This window comes from Microbacterium sp. LWH12-1.2 (genome assembly GCF_040675825.1).
Classification (GTDB): domain Bacteria; phylum Actinomycetota; class Actinomycetes; order Actinomycetales; family Microbacteriaceae; genus Microbacterium.
Genome location: NZ_JBEGIJ010000001.1, coordinates 863,101 through 879,556, shown reverse-complemented (window position 1 = coordinate 879,556; position 16,456 = coordinate 863,101). Strand labels below are relative to the sequence as shown.

General features: G+C 67.8%; 21 protein-coding genes. 9 read left to right on the top strand and 12 right to left on the bottom strand.

Features of this window, described 5'->3' with window-relative positions; genetic code table 11:
* Window positions 1-8: 8 nt before the first annotated feature.
* A complete protein-coding gene (locus tag MRBLWH12_RS04140; protein ID WP_363546403.1) occupies window positions 9-2,372 on the bottom strand; it encodes an FdhF/YdeP family oxidoreductase in 2,364 nt (787 codons plus the stop codon).
* On the bottom strand, window positions 2,356-3,252 hold the full coding sequence (gene fdhD, locus MRBLWH12_RS04135) for a formate dehydrogenase accessory sulfurtransferase FdhD (RefSeq protein ID WP_363546401.1): 897 nt from the start codon (window positions 3,250-3,252) through the stop codon (window positions 2,356-2,358). The genes MRBLWH12_RS04140 and fdhD overlap by 17 nt, the downstream gene beginning before the upstream one ends.
* Window positions 3,253-3,374: 122 nt before the next feature.
* Between fdhD and MRBLWH12_RS04130 the strand changes: the two genes are divergently transcribed.
* Genes MRBLWH12_RS04130 through MRBLWH12_RS04105 form a run of 6 tightly spaced genes read left to right on the top strand, consistent with a single transcriptional unit; the run spans window position 3,375 to window position 7,172 of the window.
* Window positions 3,375-4,418, top strand: coding sequence for a HesA/MoeB/ThiF family protein (locus MRBLWH12_RS04130; RefSeq protein ID WP_363546398.1), 1,044 nt, complete (start codon window positions 3,375-3,377; stop codon window positions 4,416-4,418).
* Entirely contained in the window at window positions 4,418-5,620 is a 1,203-nt protein-coding gene (glp, locus tag MRBLWH12_RS04125) for a gephyrin-like molybdotransferase Glp (protein ID WP_363546396.1), read from the top strand. Before MRBLWH12_RS04130 ends, glp begins: the two co-directional genes overlap by 1 nt.
* Window positions 5,617-6,093, top strand: a complete 477-nt coding sequence (moaC, locus tag MRBLWH12_RS04120) for a cyclic pyranopterin monophosphate synthase MoaC (protein ID WP_341974990.1) — start codon at window positions 5,617-5,619, stop codon at window positions 6,091-6,093. Before glp ends, moaC begins: the two co-directional genes overlap by 4 nt.
* On the top strand, window positions 6,090-6,686 hold the full coding sequence (gene mobA, locus MRBLWH12_RS04115) for a molybdenum cofactor guanylyltransferase (protein WP_363546393.1): 597 nt from the start codon (window positions 6,090-6,092) through the stop codon (window positions 6,684-6,686). Before moaC ends, mobA begins: the two co-directional genes overlap by 4 nt.
* Window positions 6,679-6,939: a DUF6457 domain-containing protein gene (locus tag MRBLWH12_RS04110; protein WP_363546390.1), complete on the top strand. Its 261-nt coding sequence runs from the start codon at window positions 6,679-6,681 to the stop codon at window positions 6,937-6,939. Before mobA ends, MRBLWH12_RS04110 begins: the two co-directional genes overlap by 8 nt.
* A complete protein-coding gene (locus MRBLWH12_RS04105) occupies window positions 6,936-7,172 on the top strand; it encodes a MoaD/ThiS family protein (protein WP_341974993.1) in 237 nt (78 codons plus the stop codon). Before MRBLWH12_RS04110 ends, MRBLWH12_RS04105 begins: the two co-directional genes overlap by 4 nt.
* Window positions 7,173-7,207: 35 nt before the next feature.
* Here the strand turns inward: MRBLWH12_RS04105 and MRBLWH12_RS04100 are convergent, their stop codons facing one another.
* The 3 genes from MRBLWH12_RS04100 to MRBLWH12_RS04090 all read right to left on the bottom strand — a co-directional run bounded on the left by MRBLWH12_RS04100 (window position 7,208) and on the right by MRBLWH12_RS04090 (window position 8,822).
* Entirely contained in the window at window positions 7,208-7,636 is a 429-nt protein-coding gene (locus MRBLWH12_RS04100; protein ID WP_363546387.1) for a molybdenum cofactor biosynthesis protein MoaE, read from the bottom strand.
* Entirely contained in the window at window positions 7,633-8,118 is a 486-nt protein-coding gene (locus tag MRBLWH12_RS04095) for a MogA/MoaB family molybdenum cofactor biosynthesis protein (RefSeq protein WP_363546384.1), read from the bottom strand. The genes MRBLWH12_RS04100 and MRBLWH12_RS04095 overlap by 4 nt, the downstream gene beginning before the upstream one ends.
* A gap of 119 nt (window positions 8,119-8,237) precedes the next feature.
* Window positions 8,238-8,822, bottom strand: a complete 585-nt coding sequence (locus MRBLWH12_RS04090; protein WP_363546381.1) for an RBBP9/YdeN family alpha/beta hydrolase — start codon at window positions 8,820-8,822, stop codon at window positions 8,238-8,240.
* 52 nt (window positions 8,823-8,874) lie between these two features.
* Here MRBLWH12_RS04090 and MRBLWH12_RS04085 point away from each other — a divergent pair, with 52 nt between their 5' ends.
* Complete coding sequence (locus tag MRBLWH12_RS04085; protein ID WP_363546379.1) at window positions 8,875-9,234, top strand: MerR family transcriptional regulator; 360 nt, start codon at window positions 8,875-8,877, stop codon at window positions 9,232-9,234.
* Window positions 9,235-9,276: 42 nt separating this feature from the next.
* Here MRBLWH12_RS04085 and mutM read toward each other — a convergent pair whose 3' ends face one another.
* From mutM to MRBLWH12_RS04055, 6 genes are read right to left on the bottom strand one after another with little or no spacing between them, the layout of a single operon-like run.
* The gene (gene mutM / locus MRBLWH12_RS04080; protein WP_363546376.1) at window positions 9,277-10,140 is read right to left on the bottom strand and encodes a bifunctional DNA-formamidopyrimidine glycosylase/DNA-(apurinic or apyrimidinic site) lyase; all 864 of its coding nucleotides are present in this window, start codon (window positions 10,138-10,140) and stop codon (window positions 9,277-9,279) included.
* A complete protein-coding gene (gene rnc, locus MRBLWH12_RS04075) occupies window positions 10,133-10,804 on the bottom strand; it encodes a ribonuclease III (RefSeq protein ID WP_341974999.1) in 672 nt (223 codons plus the stop codon). The genes mutM and rnc overlap by 8 nt, the downstream gene beginning before the upstream one ends.
* A gap of 7 nt (window positions 10,805-10,811) precedes the next feature.
* Complete coding sequence (gene rpmF / locus MRBLWH12_RS04070) at window positions 10,812-11,021, bottom strand: 50S ribosomal protein L32 (RefSeq protein WP_188436709.1); 210 nt, start codon at window positions 11,019-11,021, stop codon at window positions 10,812-10,814.
* Between the two features lie 2 nt (window positions 11,022-11,023).
* Window positions 11,024-11,575: a YceD family protein gene (locus MRBLWH12_RS04065; RefSeq protein ID WP_363551297.1), complete on the bottom strand. Its 552-nt coding sequence runs from the start codon at window positions 11,573-11,575 to the stop codon at window positions 11,024-11,026.
* A 29-nt stretch (window positions 11,576-11,604) separates the two neighbouring features.
* Entirely contained in the window at window positions 11,605-12,102 is a 498-nt protein-coding gene (coaD, locus tag MRBLWH12_RS04060; protein ID WP_341975000.1) for a pantetheine-phosphate adenylyltransferase, read from the bottom strand.
* A gap of 30 nt (window positions 12,103-12,132) precedes the next feature.
* Complete coding sequence (locus MRBLWH12_RS04055) at window positions 12,133-14,307, bottom strand: ATP-dependent DNA helicase RecG (protein ID WP_363546372.1); 2,175 nt, start codon at window positions 14,305-14,307, stop codon at window positions 12,133-12,135.
* A gap of 61 nt (window positions 14,308-14,368) precedes the next feature.
* Here MRBLWH12_RS04055 and rsmD point away from each other — a divergent pair, with 61 nt between their 5' ends.
* Entirely contained in the window at window positions 14,369-14,998 is a 630-nt protein-coding gene (gene rsmD, locus MRBLWH12_RS04050) for a 16S rRNA (guanine(966)-N(2))-methyltransferase RsmD (protein WP_363546370.1), read from the top strand.
* On the opposite strand, the gene thiL is transcribed toward rsmD, so the two are convergent.
* Complete coding sequence (gene thiL / locus MRBLWH12_RS04045; protein WP_363546367.1) at window positions 14,968-15,963, bottom strand: thiamine-phosphate kinase; 996 nt, start codon at window positions 15,961-15,963, stop codon at window positions 14,968-14,970. The genes rsmD and thiL overlap by 31 nt on opposite strands.
* Before the next feature lie 23 nt (window positions 15,964-15,986).
* On the opposite strand from thiL, the gene MRBLWH12_RS04040 reads away from it, so the two are divergent.
* Window positions 15,987-16,454, top strand: coding sequence for a DUF3515 family protein (locus tag MRBLWH12_RS04040; RefSeq protein ID WP_341975004.1), 468 nt, complete (start codon window positions 15,987-15,989; stop codon window positions 16,452-16,454).
* Window positions 16,455-16,456 lie beyond the last annotated feature (2 nt).

Genomic DNA, 16,456 nt, shown 5'->3' with positions numbered 1-16,456 from the left:
ACGTCGGGTCAGGCCGTCTGCCGCGCGGCGGACGGGCTGACCCGCACATGGATGCTCTTCATCAACGGCTGATCGCTCTGCGCGCTGAAGTCGGCCGGGCCGATCAGGATGTTCATCTCGGGCATGTAGCCGGCGGCACTCCCGCGCGGCGTGTTGTACGCCACCGCGCGATACTGGCGCAGCTCACGGAGTGAGCCGTCCTTCGACGTCGACACGATGTCGACGAAGTCTCCTTGGGCGATACCGCGATCGCTCATGTCGGCTTCGTTCATGAAGATCAGCTCACGGATGTTCTTCACGCCGCGATAGCGATCGTTGTTCGCGTAGATCGTCGTGTTCCACTGATCATGGGAGCGCATCGTCTGCAGCACGAGCATGTCATCGGATGCCGGAAGCACGTCGTACAGCGCAGGCAGGGAGAACTCGGCCTTGCCCGACGCCGTGCGGAAGTCGAGTTCGCGAGCCGGCTGCGGGATGCGGAATCCGTTCGGATGTGCGATGAGATCGTTGAACCCCTCGAAGCCGGGGAGCACCTCGGCCATCACGTCACGGATGACGTCGTAATCGGCGACATAGGATTCCCATGGCAGCGGGCTGTCCGGAAGAACCGCTCTGGCCATCCGAGCGATGATGTCGGGTTCGGACAGCAGATGCTCGGAGGCCGGCTTCTTCTTTCCGACCGAGAGATGCACCATGCTCATCGCATCCTCGACGGTCTGCCCCTGCAGGCCGGATTCCTGCTCGTCCCGCTCGGTGCGGCCGAGGCACGGCAGAATCAGCGCCTTCTCCCCGTGCACGATGTGACTGCGGTTGAGCTTCGTGCTCACCTGCACGGTCAGGTTGCACTGACTCATGCCCTGTGCGGTGTACAGCGGGTCAGGAACCGCAGCGACGAAGTTGCCGCCGAGAGCGATGAAGACCTTGACCGCTCCCTCGTGCATGGCACGGATGCTCGCGACCGTGTCGAGACCGGGTTCCCGCGGTGAGGTGATGCCGAGGACCGCGTCGAGGCGGTCAAGCAGCGCCGCGGGCGCGTGGTGATCGATGCCGCAGGTGCGATTGCCCTGCACGTTGCTGTGCCCGCGCACGGGTGCGGGTCCGGCGCCAGGGCGTCCGATATTGCCGCGGAGGAGCAGCACATTCGTGAACTCGCGCACCATGTCGACGGCGTGCTCCTGCTGACTCACGCCGAGACACCAGCTGATGATCGTCTTGTCCGCCTTGAGGTACAGGCCGCCGGCATGACGAAGCTGCTCCTCGGTGAGCCCGGACTGCAGGACGAGCTCAGACCAGGGAGTCGCCTCCACCAGCGCCCGATATTCGGCGAAACCCTGCGTGTAGCTTTCGATGAAGTCGGCAGCGAGCACCGAGGGGTCGGCCTCCGCCGCCTCGAAGACGACCTTCGCGACGGCACGCATCAGCGCCATGTCTCCACCCGGCCGCACCTGAAGGTCGAGCGTTCCCGTGGTGTGCGTCTTGAAGAGCGCCATGTCGACGAAGTCGTGCGGCACGATCGTGCGCGTGGAAGCCGCCTCGACGAGCGGGTTGACGTGCACCACCAGGGCGCCGTTCTTCACCGCGTTCGAGAGCGAGGTGAGCATCCGTGGAGCATTCGACGCCGCGTTGACGCCGATGAGGAAGAGCAGGTCGGTGTTCTCCCAGTCCTCGAGCGTCGTGGTGCCCTTGCCGGTGCCGATGGAGGCACGCAGGGCACGCCCGGACGCTTCGTGGCACATGTTCGAGCAGTCCGGCATGTTGTTCGTGCCGTACTCGCGCATCATGAGCTGGTACATGAAGGAGGCTTCGTTGCTGAGGCGACCCGAGGTATAGAAGGTCGCCTGATCCGGGCTGTCCAGCGCTCGCAGCTCCTCGCCGATGAGGGCGAAGGCGTCGTCCCAGCTGATGGGCGCGTACCGATCGGTCTCGGGGTCGTAGACCATCGGCTCGGTGAGCCGACCGGCATTCTCGAGCTCGAAATCCGTCCAGGTCGCGAGTTCGGCGACCGTGTGCTTCGAGAAGAAGCCACTCCCCACCCGCTTGTGGGTCATCTCCCACGTCACGTGCTTCATGCCGTTCTCGCAGATGTCGAGCCCGAGCCCGTTCTGGTCGTCCGGCCACGCGCAGCCGGGGCAGTCGAATCCCTTGATCGGATGATTCATCGTGAGCATCGCCAGCGCGCCGCTCACCGGCGCTTTCGAGCGCAGCAGCACTTCACCGACGGAGACCGTCGCACCCCACCCGGCCGCCGGGTGATGGTAATCCTTCTGCGACCACGGCCGATCCGTCACCGGCCCATATCCGCCCTGACGCGGGATCTCAGGCATGAGCCCGAACGCCACGCCCTGCGTCGACTCGTCATCGAGACTGGTCATTGCCCGACCCCTCCAACTGGAGCGCTCCATCGGCGGGCTCTCCTGTTTCTACGGTCACCCGATGCGGGTGCGAATAGACGTTCATCGACCGACCTCGCAGGAAACCCACGAGCGTCAGGCCTCGCGCCTCTGCCAGTTCGGCCGCCAGCGACGAGGGTGCCGAGACGGCGGCCAGAATAGGGATGCCCGCCATGGCGGCCTTCTGAACGAGTTCGAAACTCGCTCGTCCCGACACCTGAAGCACCGCGCCTCGCAACGGGAGCCGGTCGTTCAGTACGGCCCACCCGACGACCTTGTCGACAGCGTTGTGCCGCCCGACGTCCTCCCTGAGTACGAGCAACTCGCCGGTTTCAGCGTCGAACAGCGCAGCGGCATGCAGTCCGCCGGTCTTGTCGAAGACATCCTGTTGTGCGCGCAGCCGGGTCGGGTATGCGGACAGAGCTTCGGCCGTGACCGCTGCTTCGTCGGTCGAGACGTCGTAGCGTGAGACGGTCTCCACCGCGTCGATACTGGCCTTGCCGCACACGCCGCAGGAGCTGGTCGTGTAGAAGGACCGCGCGAGATCGGGGGCAGGCGGCTGCACGCCGGCCGCCAGGATGAGATCGAGGACGTTGTAGGTGTTCTCGGCACCACCGGTGCCCGGACCGCCGCAGTGGATCGCGGACTGGAACTCGCTCCCCTCGGCGATCACTCCCTCGGAGACGAGAAAGCCGGCAGCGAGTTCGACGTCATGCCCCGGCGTGCGCATGGTCACCGCCAGCGGCGTACCGGCGACACGGATCTCGAGCGGTTCCTCGACGGCGAGCGTGTCGGCTCGTCGCTGAGATCCGCTGTCCAACGAGATCTTCAGCACCGACCGCCTCGTCGTGATCCGTCCCATATCCAGAGCGTACCCGGGGTACGGTGACCTGACGATCCGCACCGTGCGTGGAGCGGTACCGTTGCTGCATGGCCTTCCCACCCCTTGTGGCGCCCGCCGCATCTCTTTCCGACGCTGAACGCGTGCGCACCGCACGACAGCTGCGACTGACCGAGATCGGCGAACTCGGACAGCTCCGTCTCTCGGCCGCACGCGTCGGCGTGCTCGGCGCCGGCGGGATCGGCTCCCCCGTACTGCTGTATCTGGCCTCCACAGGGGTCGGCACGATCGGGATCATCGATGACGACGATGTGGAGCGCAGCAACCTTCAGCGCCAGATCGCCTTCGGCACGGCCGATGTCGGGCGCCCCAAGACGACCGTCGCCGCTGAGCGCATCCGCGCCCTCGCCCCGGATGTCCGCATCGTCGAGCATCGCGCGCGGCTGACCGACGCGAATGCCCAGGAACTGCTCGGCGGCTACGATCTGATCATCGATGGCAGCGACAGCTTCGACACCCGCTACGCGGTCGCCGATGCCTGCGATGTGCTCGGCATCCCGCTGGTGTGGGGGTCGGTTCTGCGATTCGACGCACAGGTGAGTGTCTTCTGGTCTCGCCCGTCCTCAGGCTCGCCCATGCGCCTGCGCGACGTCTTCCCGGAGCCGCCGGCCGCCGGCACCGTTCCTTCGTGCGCGGACGCCGGAGTGCTCGGATCGCTGTGCGGACAGGTGGGCTCGATGCTGGTGACCGAGGCGGTCAAACTGATCTGCGGAATCGGCGAGCCGTTGGTGGGCCGGATGCTGGTGCTCGACGCGCTCAGCGGACGAACACGGGAGATTCCTCTCGCAGCCCCGTCCCGCCCTGCGGCGCTCCCCCGGGTCTCCCCGGAGGAACTCGCGGAACTGATCGCCGAAGAGCCGACGATCACCATGCTCGACGTCCGGGAGCCCGACGAGTTCGCCGCCGGGAGCATCCCCGGAGCACGCTCCGTTCCGCTGCGCACTCTGCTCGCGGATCCCGCCGCCGTGGACGTCACCGGAACCATCGTGGTGTTCTGTCAGCAGGGTCCTCGGGCGCGCGCCGCGGGGCGTGCGCTCGCGGCCGCGCACCCTGACGCGGATCTCCGCCTCCTCGCCGGCAGCTATGCGGCCTGGTCCGCCGCGTTCGAACCGTCCGGGACGCAGTGATGATCACCATCGACGAACACCGCGCGCGCATCCTCGAGGCGACGTCCGCGCTCCCCGCCGAGCGTCTTCCGCTCGCAGCGGCACTCGGGCTCGTGCTCGCCGAGAATGTCACGAGCCGCTGGCCGGTTCCGCTCTTCGACAACTCCGCCATGGACGGCTACGCCGTGCGGCGGGCGGATGCGACCGCTGGTGCGGTGCTGCGCATCGTCGCCGACGTCGCGGCGGGTTCGAGCGAGGATCCGTCGCTCGGCGCCGGAGAGGCAGCGCGCATCATGACCGGCGCGCCGATCCCCTCGGATGCCGACGCCATCGTCCCCCTGGAGCAGACCGATCTCGGGACAGCGATCCAGGAGACGCCTCCGGATCAGATCACCGTCCTCACGGCGCCGACTCCCGCCGCGCATATTCGCCCCCGCGGCGAGGACTCCCCCGCGGGGGCTCTGGCCGTCGCCGCGGGCACGCCGCTCGGCGCCTGGCAGCTGTCGTCGATCGCGTCAGCCGGTCATGATCACGTCATGGCGATTCGCGCGCCGCGAGTGGCCGTGATCTCCACGGGTAGCGAGCTCATCTCTCCCGCAGGCACACCGAAGCGCGGACAGATTCCGGAGTCGAACTCAGTGCTGATCAGCGCCGCCGCCCGCTCTGCCGGTGCGGAGATCGTCACGGTGGTCACCGTGGCTGATGATCCGGCCGCTCTGCGCCGCGCGCTGGACGAGCTGGAAGCCGATGTCGTGATCCTCTCCGGAGGCGCAAGCGTCGGCGCGTTCGACGTCGTCAAGGCGGTGCTGGGCGGTGAGCGCGGTGTGCGATTCGACGCGGTCGCGATGCAGCCGGGCAAGCCCCAAGGCTTCGGAGTCCTCGATTCCGGGATGCTGGCGTTCTGCCTGCCGGGGAATCCGGTGAGTGTGGCAGCGTCATTCGAGATGTTCGTGCGTCCCGCGCTGCGCCGGCTGGCCGGACACACCACGATCGAACGGGCTCAGGTCATCCGCACCGCCGCAGTCGGCTGGCGGTGCCCTCCGGGGCGCGTGCAGGTCCTGCCCGCCGTGATCGACGGCGAGACCGTGAGACCGGCGACGAACCGCGGCAGCGGTTCGCATCTGGTCACGTCGCTCGCCATCGCTTCGGCATTCGCGATCATTCCCGCAGAGGTCGAGCGGGTCGAAGAAGGAGATCCTGTGACTGTGATGGTCCTGTCATGAACCAGCCGTTCACCCACCTGGACAGCGCGGGCCACGCGCGGATGGTGGATGTCACCGAGAAGCAGCCGACGGTGCGCTCGGCGACGGCATCCGGATTCGTCCGCTGCTCCCCCCTCGTGGTGTCCGCACTCCGCGACGGGACGACGCCGAAGGGCGATGTCCTGGCTGTCGCCCGGATCGCCGGCATCCAGGCGGCGAAGCGCACCGCCGAGCTGCTGCCGCTCGCGCACGTGATCGGCGTGCATGGGGCGCAGGTCGACCTCGAGATCGTCGACGACGGCGTGCAGATCGAAGCCACCGTCCGCACGGCCGATCGCACCGGCGTCGAGATGGAGGCCTTCACGGCGGTGAGCGTCACGGCGCTCGCTCTCGTCGACATGGTCAAAGGCCTCGACAAATCGATCACGATCGAGAACATCGCTCTGCTCCGCAAGACCGGCGGGAAGAGCGGCGACTGGGTGCGCGTACCGTGACAGCTTCGTCACCTGAATCGGCGGCGATCGTCCTCGCCGGCGGCCGCGCAACACGCATGGATGCCGCGGACAAGGCGTCAGTGGTCGTCGATGGCACAGCACTCGTGGATCATGTGTTCGCCGCCGTGCGCGGATGCGCGCCGATCATCGCTGTCGGCCCCGACAGTCTCTCGCGTCCGGGGATCCGCGTGGTGCGGGAGGATCCCCCGTTCGGAGGGCCGGTCGCGGCCATCTCGGCAGCGCTGCATGCATTGGACGGAGTGGATGTCGTCGAGACATGGTTGCTCGCCTGCGACCTGCCGCGTGCGCAAGATCTCGTCGCCCTGCTCGCCGCCGTCGCGATCCCCGATGATGCGGATGCCGTGATCGCTGTCGACGCAGACGGACGCGAGCAATGGCTCGCCGGCCGGTATCGGCTCAACGCGCTCAGACGCGCAGCTGCGGCGCTCCCCGAGGTTGCCGGCGTCTCCATGCGGAGCCTGATCGCTCCGCTCACGCTGCATACGGTCGATGACGCCGGAACCGCACTCGACCTTGATACCTGGTCCGCCATCGACGACTATCGGAACAGCCGAAAGGATCACCATGTCTGACTCCCCCGCCGACCTCGACGTCTGGGTTGCGGAACTCGCCGACGCACTCGGCCTCGAAACCGCGGAGGTGCCCACAGGTCTGCTGCTGGACGTCACGCGCGAAGCCGCGCATGCCATCATCAGGCCGGCTGGGCCGCTGACGACCTATCTCGTCGGCATCGCCGTTGCGCAGGGCATGCCCGTGGAAGAAGCGGTGGCGCGCACGCGCGCGGCCATCGAGGCCAGGGCGACGGCATCCGAGGTGCAGTCATGAAGCTTCGGTATTTCGCCGGCGCGGCCGATGCCGCGGGGCGCGAGGAGCAGCAGGTCGATGGCCCGATCACGCTCGGCGCACTGCGAGTGGCGCTGAGCACGGAGCACGGGCCGGAGTTCGCCGACGTGCTCGGGCGCTGCTCGCTGCTCGTCGACGGGACGCGCGGCGGGGACGACGTTGTCGTGCCGGATGACGCGACCGTCGACGTGCTCCCGCCGTTCGCCGGCGGCTGAGGGCACTCGCCGCAGAGGAGCGCGCCCACAGGCGATCAGGTCGCGAGGCTCCCCAGCCCGACCCAGATTGCAGTGCCGTCGGCTTCGACCTGCTTCTTCCACACCGGGAGTTCGGCCTTGACTCTCTCGACGAGCTCACGGCACACCTCGAAGGCGTCGGCCCGGTGAGCCGAAGATACGGCGCAGATGATCGCCGCGTCGCCCACAGCCAGGGCGCCGATCCGGTGACTCACCGCGATCCGGATTCCGTCGCCGTCGAGAGACGCGGAGATCTCGCCGAGGATCCGCTCCGCATCGGGGTGGGCGCTGTACTCCAGGAGCACGACTTCGCCCGCGGCATCCGGGTCGTGGTCGCGCACGGTACCGACGAAGAGCGCACTGGCACCCGCCTCCGCCCCTGCCACCGCGTCGAGATGCTCTGAGGGATCGAGCACGACCTCGGACACCCGACTGAAGGCGATCATGCGTGGTCACCGCCGTCCAGTTGCGCGGCGACGTGCGCGGCGACCTGCAGGACGACCGGTATGCCATCCCGGACCGCCCCAGGGGAACCCGCGAGGTTCACCACCAGGGCACCGTCCACAATGCCGGCGCGACCCCTGGACAGCATCGCCTGCGGAAACCCTGCGGTGCCGACGCGACGGATCTCCTCGGCGATGCCGGGGATCTCGCGTTGCAGCAGGCCGGTCATCGCCTCGGGGGTGACGTCCCGAGGCGAGAGGCCGGTGCCGCCGGTCGTCACGACCAGACGAGCGCCGAGAGTCACGACCTGACGCACCGCGCCCGCAATGGCCTCGACTTCGTCCGGCACGACGCGAACAGTTGCAGACCACCCGTCCGCGGCGAGAAGTTCAGCGGCGAGAGGACCGGAGACGTCTTCGCGCAGGCCTGCCGCTGAACGATCAGAGACCGTGATCACGGCGGCGGAAAGGGCGGAGGAAGTCACGATTCCCAGTGTAGGTCGCTGTGGGCCCGGTCAGTCGATAGGAACCGGCCCGGACCAGGGGCGGGCGAACCGTTCCGCTCACCCGCGCCCCGGGCATCCACACCCCAGTCGGAAATCCGCTAGGACGTGATCACGTCGCGAACGAAGGACAGCTCCGTGATGCCCTCGGCGGCGAGGAAGTGCCCAGCGCCAGGAACGACCTGTGCCGAGATTCCGAGCTGTTCGGCGAGACGGTCCGTATGCCCGGGCGGAACGATCGAGTCGTTGTCGGAGCGGACGACCACAAGCCGGCCGATGTGGTCACGAAGTTCCGTCACGTCGCAGCCGCCGCCGATGAATCCGTCCAACTCGGGCAGGGCAGGCAGTGGGTCTACGAAACCCGACACCAGCACCAGCGTTCCCAGCCGCCAGGTACCAGGAAGGGAGCGCAGACAACGCAGCACCGCCAGGCAGCCGAGGCTGTGCGCGATCACGATCGTATGCTCGTCCGGCTGTTTCACTGCAGCGCGGACGTCGTCCTCCCACTGCTCGGTTTGCGGCATGAGGGGGTGCGGGAGGGGCGGGATCGCGGTCCTGATGCTCTCGGTCTCGAGCTGCTCGGCGAGCCAACCGAACCAGTGATCCTCGGGGGTCGCCCCGTAGCCGTGGAAGATCAGGGCCCGCTGATGCGTTGTGCGTGGAGTCTGAGATGCTGCAGTCGTCATAGGACAGGACAGTAGGGGTTCACGCTAGCGTGAAGGTCAATTCGAGAAAGAGGTGCGAAGCGTGCAGATCGGCGAACTCGCGAAGCTGACGGGCATGAGCACACGAGCACTCCGACACTACGAAGACAGAGGACTCCTGATCCCCGATCGCACCAGCGGCGGCTACCGCGACTATTCCGAAGAGGACGTGACTCTGGTGGCGCACATCAAGGCGATGATCGCCGCCGGTCTGGGTACCGCCACCATCCGGCGCTACCTCGACTGCGCTCGGCTCGGAGATCACGGGACCTCTTTGGAGATGTGCCCGGACCTTCGCGCCGAACTGAACTCGATCGCCGAATGCCTCGCCGCGAAGAAATCCGAACTCCGTGAGACTGAGCGACGACTGAACGAGCTCGCATCGACCAGTTGAGAATGGTGCCTGCCTGGTCGCGCTCGCGGCACAACCGGTCAGCTAGCGTTTTCGCTGACAGGCAGGGCAGAAGTGTGAAGAGCGGTTCATGAACGCCTCGCGGCGGATGCTGCCGCCGCACCGAGGGCAGGGCTGACCGCCGCGCCCGTAGGCGTTCAAGGAATGCGCGAAGTACCCGGACTCCCCGTTCACGTTGACGTACTGGGCGTCGAAGCTGGTGCCGCCCTCGGCGAGTGCCTTCGCCAGCACGGCCCGTACCTCGGCGAGCAGCCGGCCGACGGCGACCGCGGACAACCGGTTCGCCGGGGTCTCCGGATGGATCCGCGCGGCCCACAGCGACTCGTCGGCGTAGATGTTGCCGATACCGCTCACGACGCTCTGGTCGAGCAGCACGCGCTTGATCGCGCTGGCCCGCTTGCTCAGTGCCGCTCGGAAGGCGACGTCATCGAATGCGGCATCCACCGGATCCCGCGCGATGTGCACGACTTGCGAAGGGATCAGCGAGTTCCCGTCCGTGACGAGAGCGTCGACGGCGAGCGAGCCGAAGGTGCGCTGATCGGCGAAGACGATCGCGAGATGGCCGTGCTGGGGATGCTCCAGATGGATGCGGATGCGCTCATGGCGTTCCGCCGCCGCATCCGGTGCCCGCAGCAGCATCTGTCCGCTCATGCCGAGGTGGGCGATCAGCGCGGCTTCCTCGCCGTCCAGCGGGAGCCAGAGGAACTTGCCGCGACGTTCCGCCGCACGGAAGGTGCGACCTTCGAGGCGCCCGACGAAATCGGCCGCGCCGGCGGGATGACGGGTCAGGGCGCGCTCATCGAAGACGCTGACGCCGCTGATCCGAGAGCCCACTGCGGCCGGAGCGAGGCCTGCTCTGACGACCTCGACCTCGGGAAGTTCAGGCATGCTCGCTGAGCGAACGCCACGCACTCAGCGCGGCCGCCATCTCTGCGGTCTTCTTGCTGCTGCCGACGCCGGTCATGCTGAGGTCGCCGACGAGAACCGTCGCCAGGAAGCGTCGATCATGATCGGGGCCGCTCGACTCCACCGAATACTGGGGCGGGCTCGCCCCTGTCCTCGCAGCGAGCTCCTGAAGACTCGTCTTCGGATCCATCGCCGCGCCGTAGCGCTCCGGGTCTGCGAGCAGCGGCTCGGTGAGCCTGAGCACGAGTTCGGTGGCGGCCTCGGGGCCTACGGAGATGTAGGTCGCCCCGATCACCGCTTCCATCGTGTCGGCGAGGATCGAATCCTTGTCGCGACCGCCGGTCTGCTCCTCGCCGCGTCCCAGCAGCAGATGGCTGCCGAGATCGATCCCTCTGGCCACTTCGGCGAGGGCCACCGTCGAGACGACGCTCGCGCGGCGCTTCGCCAGCTGACCTTCGTCGAGCTCAGGGTGCGTCGTGAACAGCATCACCGTCACGGCTTGACCGAGCACGGAGTCGCCGAGGAACTCGAGCCGCTCGTTGTGCGGAATCCCGCCGTGCTCGTACGCGTAGGAGCGATGTGTCAGCGCCAACTCCAGAAGCTCCGCGTCGATATCGACGCGGAGCTTCTGCGAGAGAGCCTGCACGGCAGGATCAGACGTCAGCGACCTTGCGGCCCTTGTACTCCATGAAGAGCTCGGTGCCCTGGGAGTCGGTGACGACCTTCGCCTGGTGGGGGCGGCTGTAAACGGTCTTGCCGTTCTCGATCGTCTTGACGAGAGCGATGGGCGCCGCCTTCCACTGCGCGCGACGCGAGCGGGTGTTGGAACGGGATACCTTGCGCTTCGGGGGGTTACCAGCCATGGCTAACTCTCTTCTGTGTTCTTGGTCGCGCTGCGTTCTGCTGCGCTTCCTTGGTCTGTGATCTGTTGGAGCGCGCTCCATCGAGGATCGATGGGAGCGGCTTTCTCCGCCCCGGTGTTCACGGCCAGCCGCTCACCCGTACTCGGGTCGAGTCCAGGGCAGTCCGGCTGACACACCGGTTGAAACGGAAGCGCCAATACGGCCGCTTCCCTGACCAGAGTTTCAAGATCCACGTGGTTGTCTTGAACCTCGAAGTCAGTTTCTTCCTCACCAGGATACGCGAAAAGCTCCTGGAACTCGACTTCGACAGGCTCGGCGATGTCGATGAGGCATCTTCCGCACACTCCGACGTACTCCGCGTCCACTGTTCCGGTCGCGAGAATGCCCTCGTGGACGGACTCCAGGCGCACGTCGATGTCGATCTCGGAACCCGCCTCATAGGAGACGATTCCCTCTCCCCACTGCTCGGCGAGGGGCACGGCGAAACGGTGTTCACGCATTTCGCCTGGCTTGCGGACGATGTCACGGACGGGAAGGATGAACGGGCCATTCAGACGAGGTCGCACCACCCAATGCTACCGCGTCAGATGCCGCGGGCCCCTGTGTCGAGGAAGGCAGCGACGGCCGGCGGCACGAACGGGGTGACGTCCCCGCCCAGGGAAGCGACCTGGCGCACCAGGGAACTGGATACCATGGCATGCGCCGGATCCGGCAGCAGGAACACCGTCTCGATATCGGCGAGGTGCCTGTTCACGATCGCCATCGGCGACTCGTAAGCGACGTCGATCTGCGAGCGGATCCCCTTGATGAGGACGTGGGCGTCGACATCGCGCGCGTAGTCGACCAGAAGGCCCATGCTCCACGATCCGACGATGATGTTGCCCTCCATGCCGTCTTCGGCGATGGACTGCTCGAGCAGGGAGAGCCGCTGCGCGATCGGCAGCATGGCTTCCTTACCGGGGTTGTGTACGACGAGCACGTGCAGCTCGTCGTACAGCTTCGCGGCCCGACGGATCACGTCGAGGTGGCCGAGGGTGGGGGGATCGAAGGAACCCGGGACGACGGCGATCCGGCTGCTCATGCTTCCAGCCTAGGGCACGCCCTCCCCGCATCAGTTCTTCGCCAGCGCCGCCCGATCGTCATCGCTGACGCGCCGGGCGATCACCTCGCGCAGCCCCGGATGCAGGCTCAAATGGGGGTCGTCGGCGAGGATCTTCTCGCCGATCTCCCGCGCCATCATGATGAGGCCGGAATCCTTGACCACGCGCAGCAGCTTCAGGGACGAGCGGACACCGGCTTGCGCGGCCCCGAGCACATCGCCCTCACCGCGCAGCTCGAGATCGACTTCGGCGAGCTTGAAGCCGTCCAGCGTGCCGGCGACCGCATCGACGCGCTCCCGGGCGATGGACCCGGATTCCGCCTCTGTCACCAGCAGGCACAGCCCCGGCACTCCCCCGCGGCCGACACGTCCGCGCAACTGGTGCAACTGGGACACACCGAAGCGATCGGCATCGAGCACGATCATCGTCGACGCGTTCGGCACATCTACCCCGACCTCGATGACGGTCGTCGCCAGGAGCAGATCGATCTCCCCCCTGGCGAAGGCCTGCATCACCGCGTCCTTCTCGTCGGAGGGCATCCGCCCGTGGAGGACCGCACGTCGGAGTGCACCGAGCTTCGGATGCGTGGCCAGAGCCTCGTCGAGCTGCACGACACCCCAGCGCGGACCGTTCGCGCCTTCAGGAGCCGGCGTCTGCTCGGCGCCGGCCTCGACGGTCTTCTTCGCCGTGTCGATCGCCGCACACACCGCGAAGATCTGATGCCCCTTGGCGATCTCCTCAGCGGCGCGATCCCAGACCCGGTTGAACCACCCGGGGTGCTCGGCGAGCGGGGCGACGAAGGTCTCGATACCCGCCCGTCCCGCCGGCATCGTACGGATGACGGACGTATCGAGGTCGCCGAACACCGTCATCGCGACCGTGCGCGGGATCGGAGTGGCCGTCAGCACGAGCGCGTGCGGGCTGGAGCCCTTGGCCCGCAGGGCTTCTCGCTGCTCGACGCCGAAACGATGCTGCTCGTCGACGACGACGAGGCCGAGATCGGCGAAGGTCGTCTTCTCACCCAACAGCGCGTGCGTGCCCACCACGATCAGCGACTGGCCGGATGCCACGCGCAGGGCCGCGCGACGACGGTCGGCGGCTCCGAGCTGACCGGTCAGCAGGGTGGGCATCACGAGAGGTGCGAGCTCCGGCCCCAGCATCCGCGTGATCGAGCGCAGATGCTGCCCGGCGAGCACCTCGGTCGGAGCGATGAGCGCCGCCTGCCCTCCGGACTCCGCGACCTGCAGCATCGCACGCAGCGCCACCAGCGTCTTGCCGGAGCCGACCTCGCCCTGCACCAGTCGGTTCATCGGCCAGGAGCCGACGAGGTCGGCGGCGACCTGCGCGCCGACGCTCTGCTGGTCGTCGGTGAGCGTGTACGGCAGCGCGCGGTCGAAGCGTTCGAGCAGGCCGCCCGGTTGTGCAGGACGCGCGGTCGCCGAGAGGGCGCGAACGGCATCGCGCTGCTGAAGGAGTGCGGTCTGCAGGACCAGAGCCTCATGCATCCGCAGCGTACGTACCGCTGGATCGATGTCATTGCGGGTTCGCGGCCGATGAATCTGCTCCAGCGCCATGCGCGCCTCGAGCAGATCCTCGCGTTCGCGGACCGGGGCAGGCAGCGGATCGGGCACGTCTTCCAGCCCGTCCAGGACGCGGCCGATGAGTTTGGCGATCTGCCAGGTCTGGATGCTCGACGTGGCCGGATAGATCGGAATCGGCACCGCTGCCCTGGCGTCGGCACTGCGGCGCGCGGAATCCTCGTCCTCGAAGAGCTCGTACTCGGGGTGCGCGAACTGCGTCACGTCGTTGTACATGCCGACCTTGCCCGAGAAGACGCCACGACGCCCGACGGCCAGCTCTTCCGAGCGCCACTTCGCCGCCCCGAGGTTCTTCGCGAAGAAGGTCAGCGACATCCGACCGATGCCGTCGCCGATGATCACATCGACCATCGCCCCCTTCCGATTGCGCATCGCGCGGGCACTGGACGAGAGCACCTCGGCGACGATCGTCACCGTCTCTCCGATCGGAAGATCACGGATCGGCGTCAGCTCGCCCGGGTCGGCGTAGCGCCGTGGGTAGTGCACGAGCAGATCGCCGACGCTGCGCATGCCGAAGGCCCGGTCCAGGGTCTTCGCCGGTGCCGCGCCGAGCGCGTCCTCCAGCGATGAATCAAGCGTGAGCGACATGCTCCGAGTCTAGGGAACGCCGCGGACACGGAATCCGGACCGATTGTCGTATCGTGAACGGGTGACGAGGATCATCGCCGGTTCGGCCAGAGGCATTCGCCTGGAGGTGCCGAGTGCAGGTACCCGCCCGACGAGCGACCGCGTCAGGGAGTCGCTCTTCGGGGCGTTGGAATCGGCGGATGCCATCGTCGGAGCACGCGTCCTCGACCTCTACGCCGGCTCCGGAGCGCTCGGACTCGAAACGCTCAGTCGGGGCGCCGTGAGCGCCGACCTCGTGGAGCGGTCCCGCCCTGCGGCCGCGATCATCCGCCGCAACGCCGCCACGGTCGCGAAAGCCGGCGGAGTGGCGACGGCGCGGGTCCATGAGAGCGCGGTGCGGACCTTCCTGCAGCGCACCGCCGGAACATACGATCTGGTGTTCTCCGATCCGCCGTACGATCTGGACGACGAGGCGATGAACGGCGATCTGGCGGCTCTTGCGCCCCTGCTGTCCGCGGACGCTCTCGTGATCGTCGAGCGCGCCCGCCGCTCGACGCCGCCCGATCTCGAGGCTGCCGGACTGGAGCTGCTCCGAGACCGGAGTTACGGCGACACCACCCTGTGGTGGGCCGCGCCGCAGACAACCGAAACACCGGTCGAGGCGTCGGGGGTCGAGGAGACTCAGCCCGACGCCGAGTCCCAGTCCCGGTAGGGGTCCCACCCTTCGACGTCCACCGGAGCGCCGTCGCACAGCAGCGCATCCGCCCCGGCCGAGAGGACGGTGCCGATGACCCGGAATCCTGGAGGCAGCACGCCGTCGGGGAACGTCGCGAGCAGCGCATGATCCTCGCCGCCGGCCAGAGCCCGCCCCCGATTCTCGCCGAGCGCGTCGCCATCGAGCGCGATCGTCACCCCTGATGCCTCGGCCATCCGCCGCGCATCGAGAGCCAGCCCATCGGAGATGTCCATCATCGCGGTCGCTCCCGCCACGGCAGCGACCGGCCCCAGGCCGATCGGCGGTGCCGGACGCAGTTGGGCGGAGAGCGCCGCACGTTCCCCCTCGCGAAGCAACGCGCTGTCGACAGCCACCGGCGTTTCCCCGTCGCGGAATCGGCCGAACAGCACGGCCAGTCCGTACGCGGCGTGGCCGAGTTCGCCGGCGACGGCGACGGCATCCCCCGGCCGCGCACCCGACCTCGTGATCGCCGCGCGTCCTTCCAGATCGCCGAGTGCCGTCACCGCGACCGTGAGCGTGTCCGAGACGGTGAGGTCACCGCCGACGACTCCGCACCCAGGAGCCAGTGCTGCGCAGGCATCGCTGAACCCGTCGGCGAGCCGCTCGACGAACGACAGCCGTAGATCGCGCGGAACGGCCAGGGCGACGAGCAGCGCGGTCGGACGGGCACCCATCGCCGCGACATCGGCGAGGTTCACCGCGGCGGCCTTCCAACCCAGGTCGTAGCCGCTGGACCATGCCAGGCGGAAGTCCGGACCGTGCACGAGGGTGTCGGTCGTCGCCACCACCGTGCCTGATGGGGCGGCGATGACCGCGGCGTCATCACCAGGTCCGATCAGCGTGTGCGAGGCCGGTGCGGTGCGCGCCAGAATCGCCTGCAGGATGCGCCCCTCTGAGATGTCTCCCAGGCGCGGATCGTCGTCTTCGGGTCGGGAGGGCATGCTGTCAAAGGTAGCCTGGAACCATGTTCCGCTCTCGTCGCCTCGCAGTCGCCGCGGGCGCTCTGATCGTGGCTTCCGCCCTTTCCGGATGCTCCACCACAGTGCATCTGGAACCGGCCGACGCCGCGAACGATCCCGCCTGCGCCGACGTCTCCGTGCTCCTGCCCGAGAACGTGGCCGGCCTTGACCGCGTCTGGACCGATGCGCAGGCGACCGGCGCATGGGGCGACCCGAGCATCGTGCTGCGCTGCGGGGTTGCTCCGCCTGCCCCGTCGGCCCTGGATTGCACGACGATCGGCGGCGTCGACTGGCTCGTACTGGATCAGGAGGACACGAGGCAGCGCCTCGTCACCTACGGCCGGGATCCTGCGATCGAAGTGACCATCAAGCGGGGCGAGGAGTTCGACTTCGCCACCGTCGTCGACACGATTTCGAAGAGCATCCAGTCCGGACTCGCGCCGGCTACCGCGCGCTGCACAGAGCGCGGCTAGGT

Bases quoted from the DNA above. Each gene is read 5' to 3' on its own strand.
- MRBLWH12_RS04140 (WP_363546403.1), bottom strand. From the start codon at position 2,372: ATGACCAGTCTCGATGACGAGTCGACGCAGGGCGTGGCGTTCGGGCTC.
- fdhD (WP_363546401.1), bottom strand. From the start codon at position 3,252: ATGGGACGGATCACGACGAGGCGGTCGGTGCTGAAGATCTCGTTGGAC.
- glp (WP_363546396.1), top strand. From the start codon at position 4,418: ATGATCACCATCGACGAACACCGCGCGCGCATCCTCGAGGCGACGTCC.
- moaC (WP_341974990.1), top strand. From the start codon at position 5,617: ATGAACCAGCCGTTCACCCACCTGGACAGCGCGGGCCACGCGCGGATG.
- MRBLWH12_RS04110 (WP_363546390.1), top strand. From the start codon at position 6,679: ATGTCTGACTCCCCCGCCGACCTCGACGTCTGGGTTGCGGAACTCGCC.
- MRBLWH12_RS04105 (WP_341974993.1), top strand. From the start codon at position 6,936: ATGAAGCTTCGGTATTTCGCCGGCGCGGCCGATGCCGCGGGGCGCGAG.
- MRBLWH12_RS04100 (WP_363546387.1), bottom strand. From the start codon at position 7,636: ATGATCGCCTTCAGTCGGGTGTCCGAGGTCGTGCTCGATCCCTCAGAG.
- MRBLWH12_RS04090 (WP_363546381.1), bottom strand. From the start codon at position 8,822: ATGACGACTGCAGCATCTCAGACTCCACGCACAACGCATCAGCGGGCC.
- mutM (WP_363546376.1), bottom strand. From the start codon at position 10,140: ATGCCTGAACTTCCCGAGGTCGAGGTCGTCAGAGCAGGCCTCGCTCCG.
- rpmF (WP_188436709.1), bottom strand. From the start codon at position 11,021: ATGGCTGGTAACCCCCCGAAGCGCAAGGTATCCCGTTCCAACACCCGC.
- coaD (WP_341975000.1), bottom strand. From the start codon at position 12,102: ATGAGCAGCCGGATCGCCGTCGTCCCGGGTTCCTTCGATCCCCCCACC.
- MRBLWH12_RS04055 (WP_363546372.1), bottom strand. From the start codon at position 14,307: ATGTCGCTCACGCTTGATTCATCGCTGGAGGACGCGCTCGGCGCGGCA.
- thiL (WP_363546367.1), bottom strand. From the start codon at position 15,963: ATGCCCTCCCGACCCGAAGACGACGATCCGCGCCTGGGAGACATCTCA.
- MRBLWH12_RS04040 (WP_341975004.1), top strand. From the start codon at position 15,987: ATGTTCCGCTCTCGTCGCCTCGCAGTCGCCGCGGGCGCTCTGATCGTG.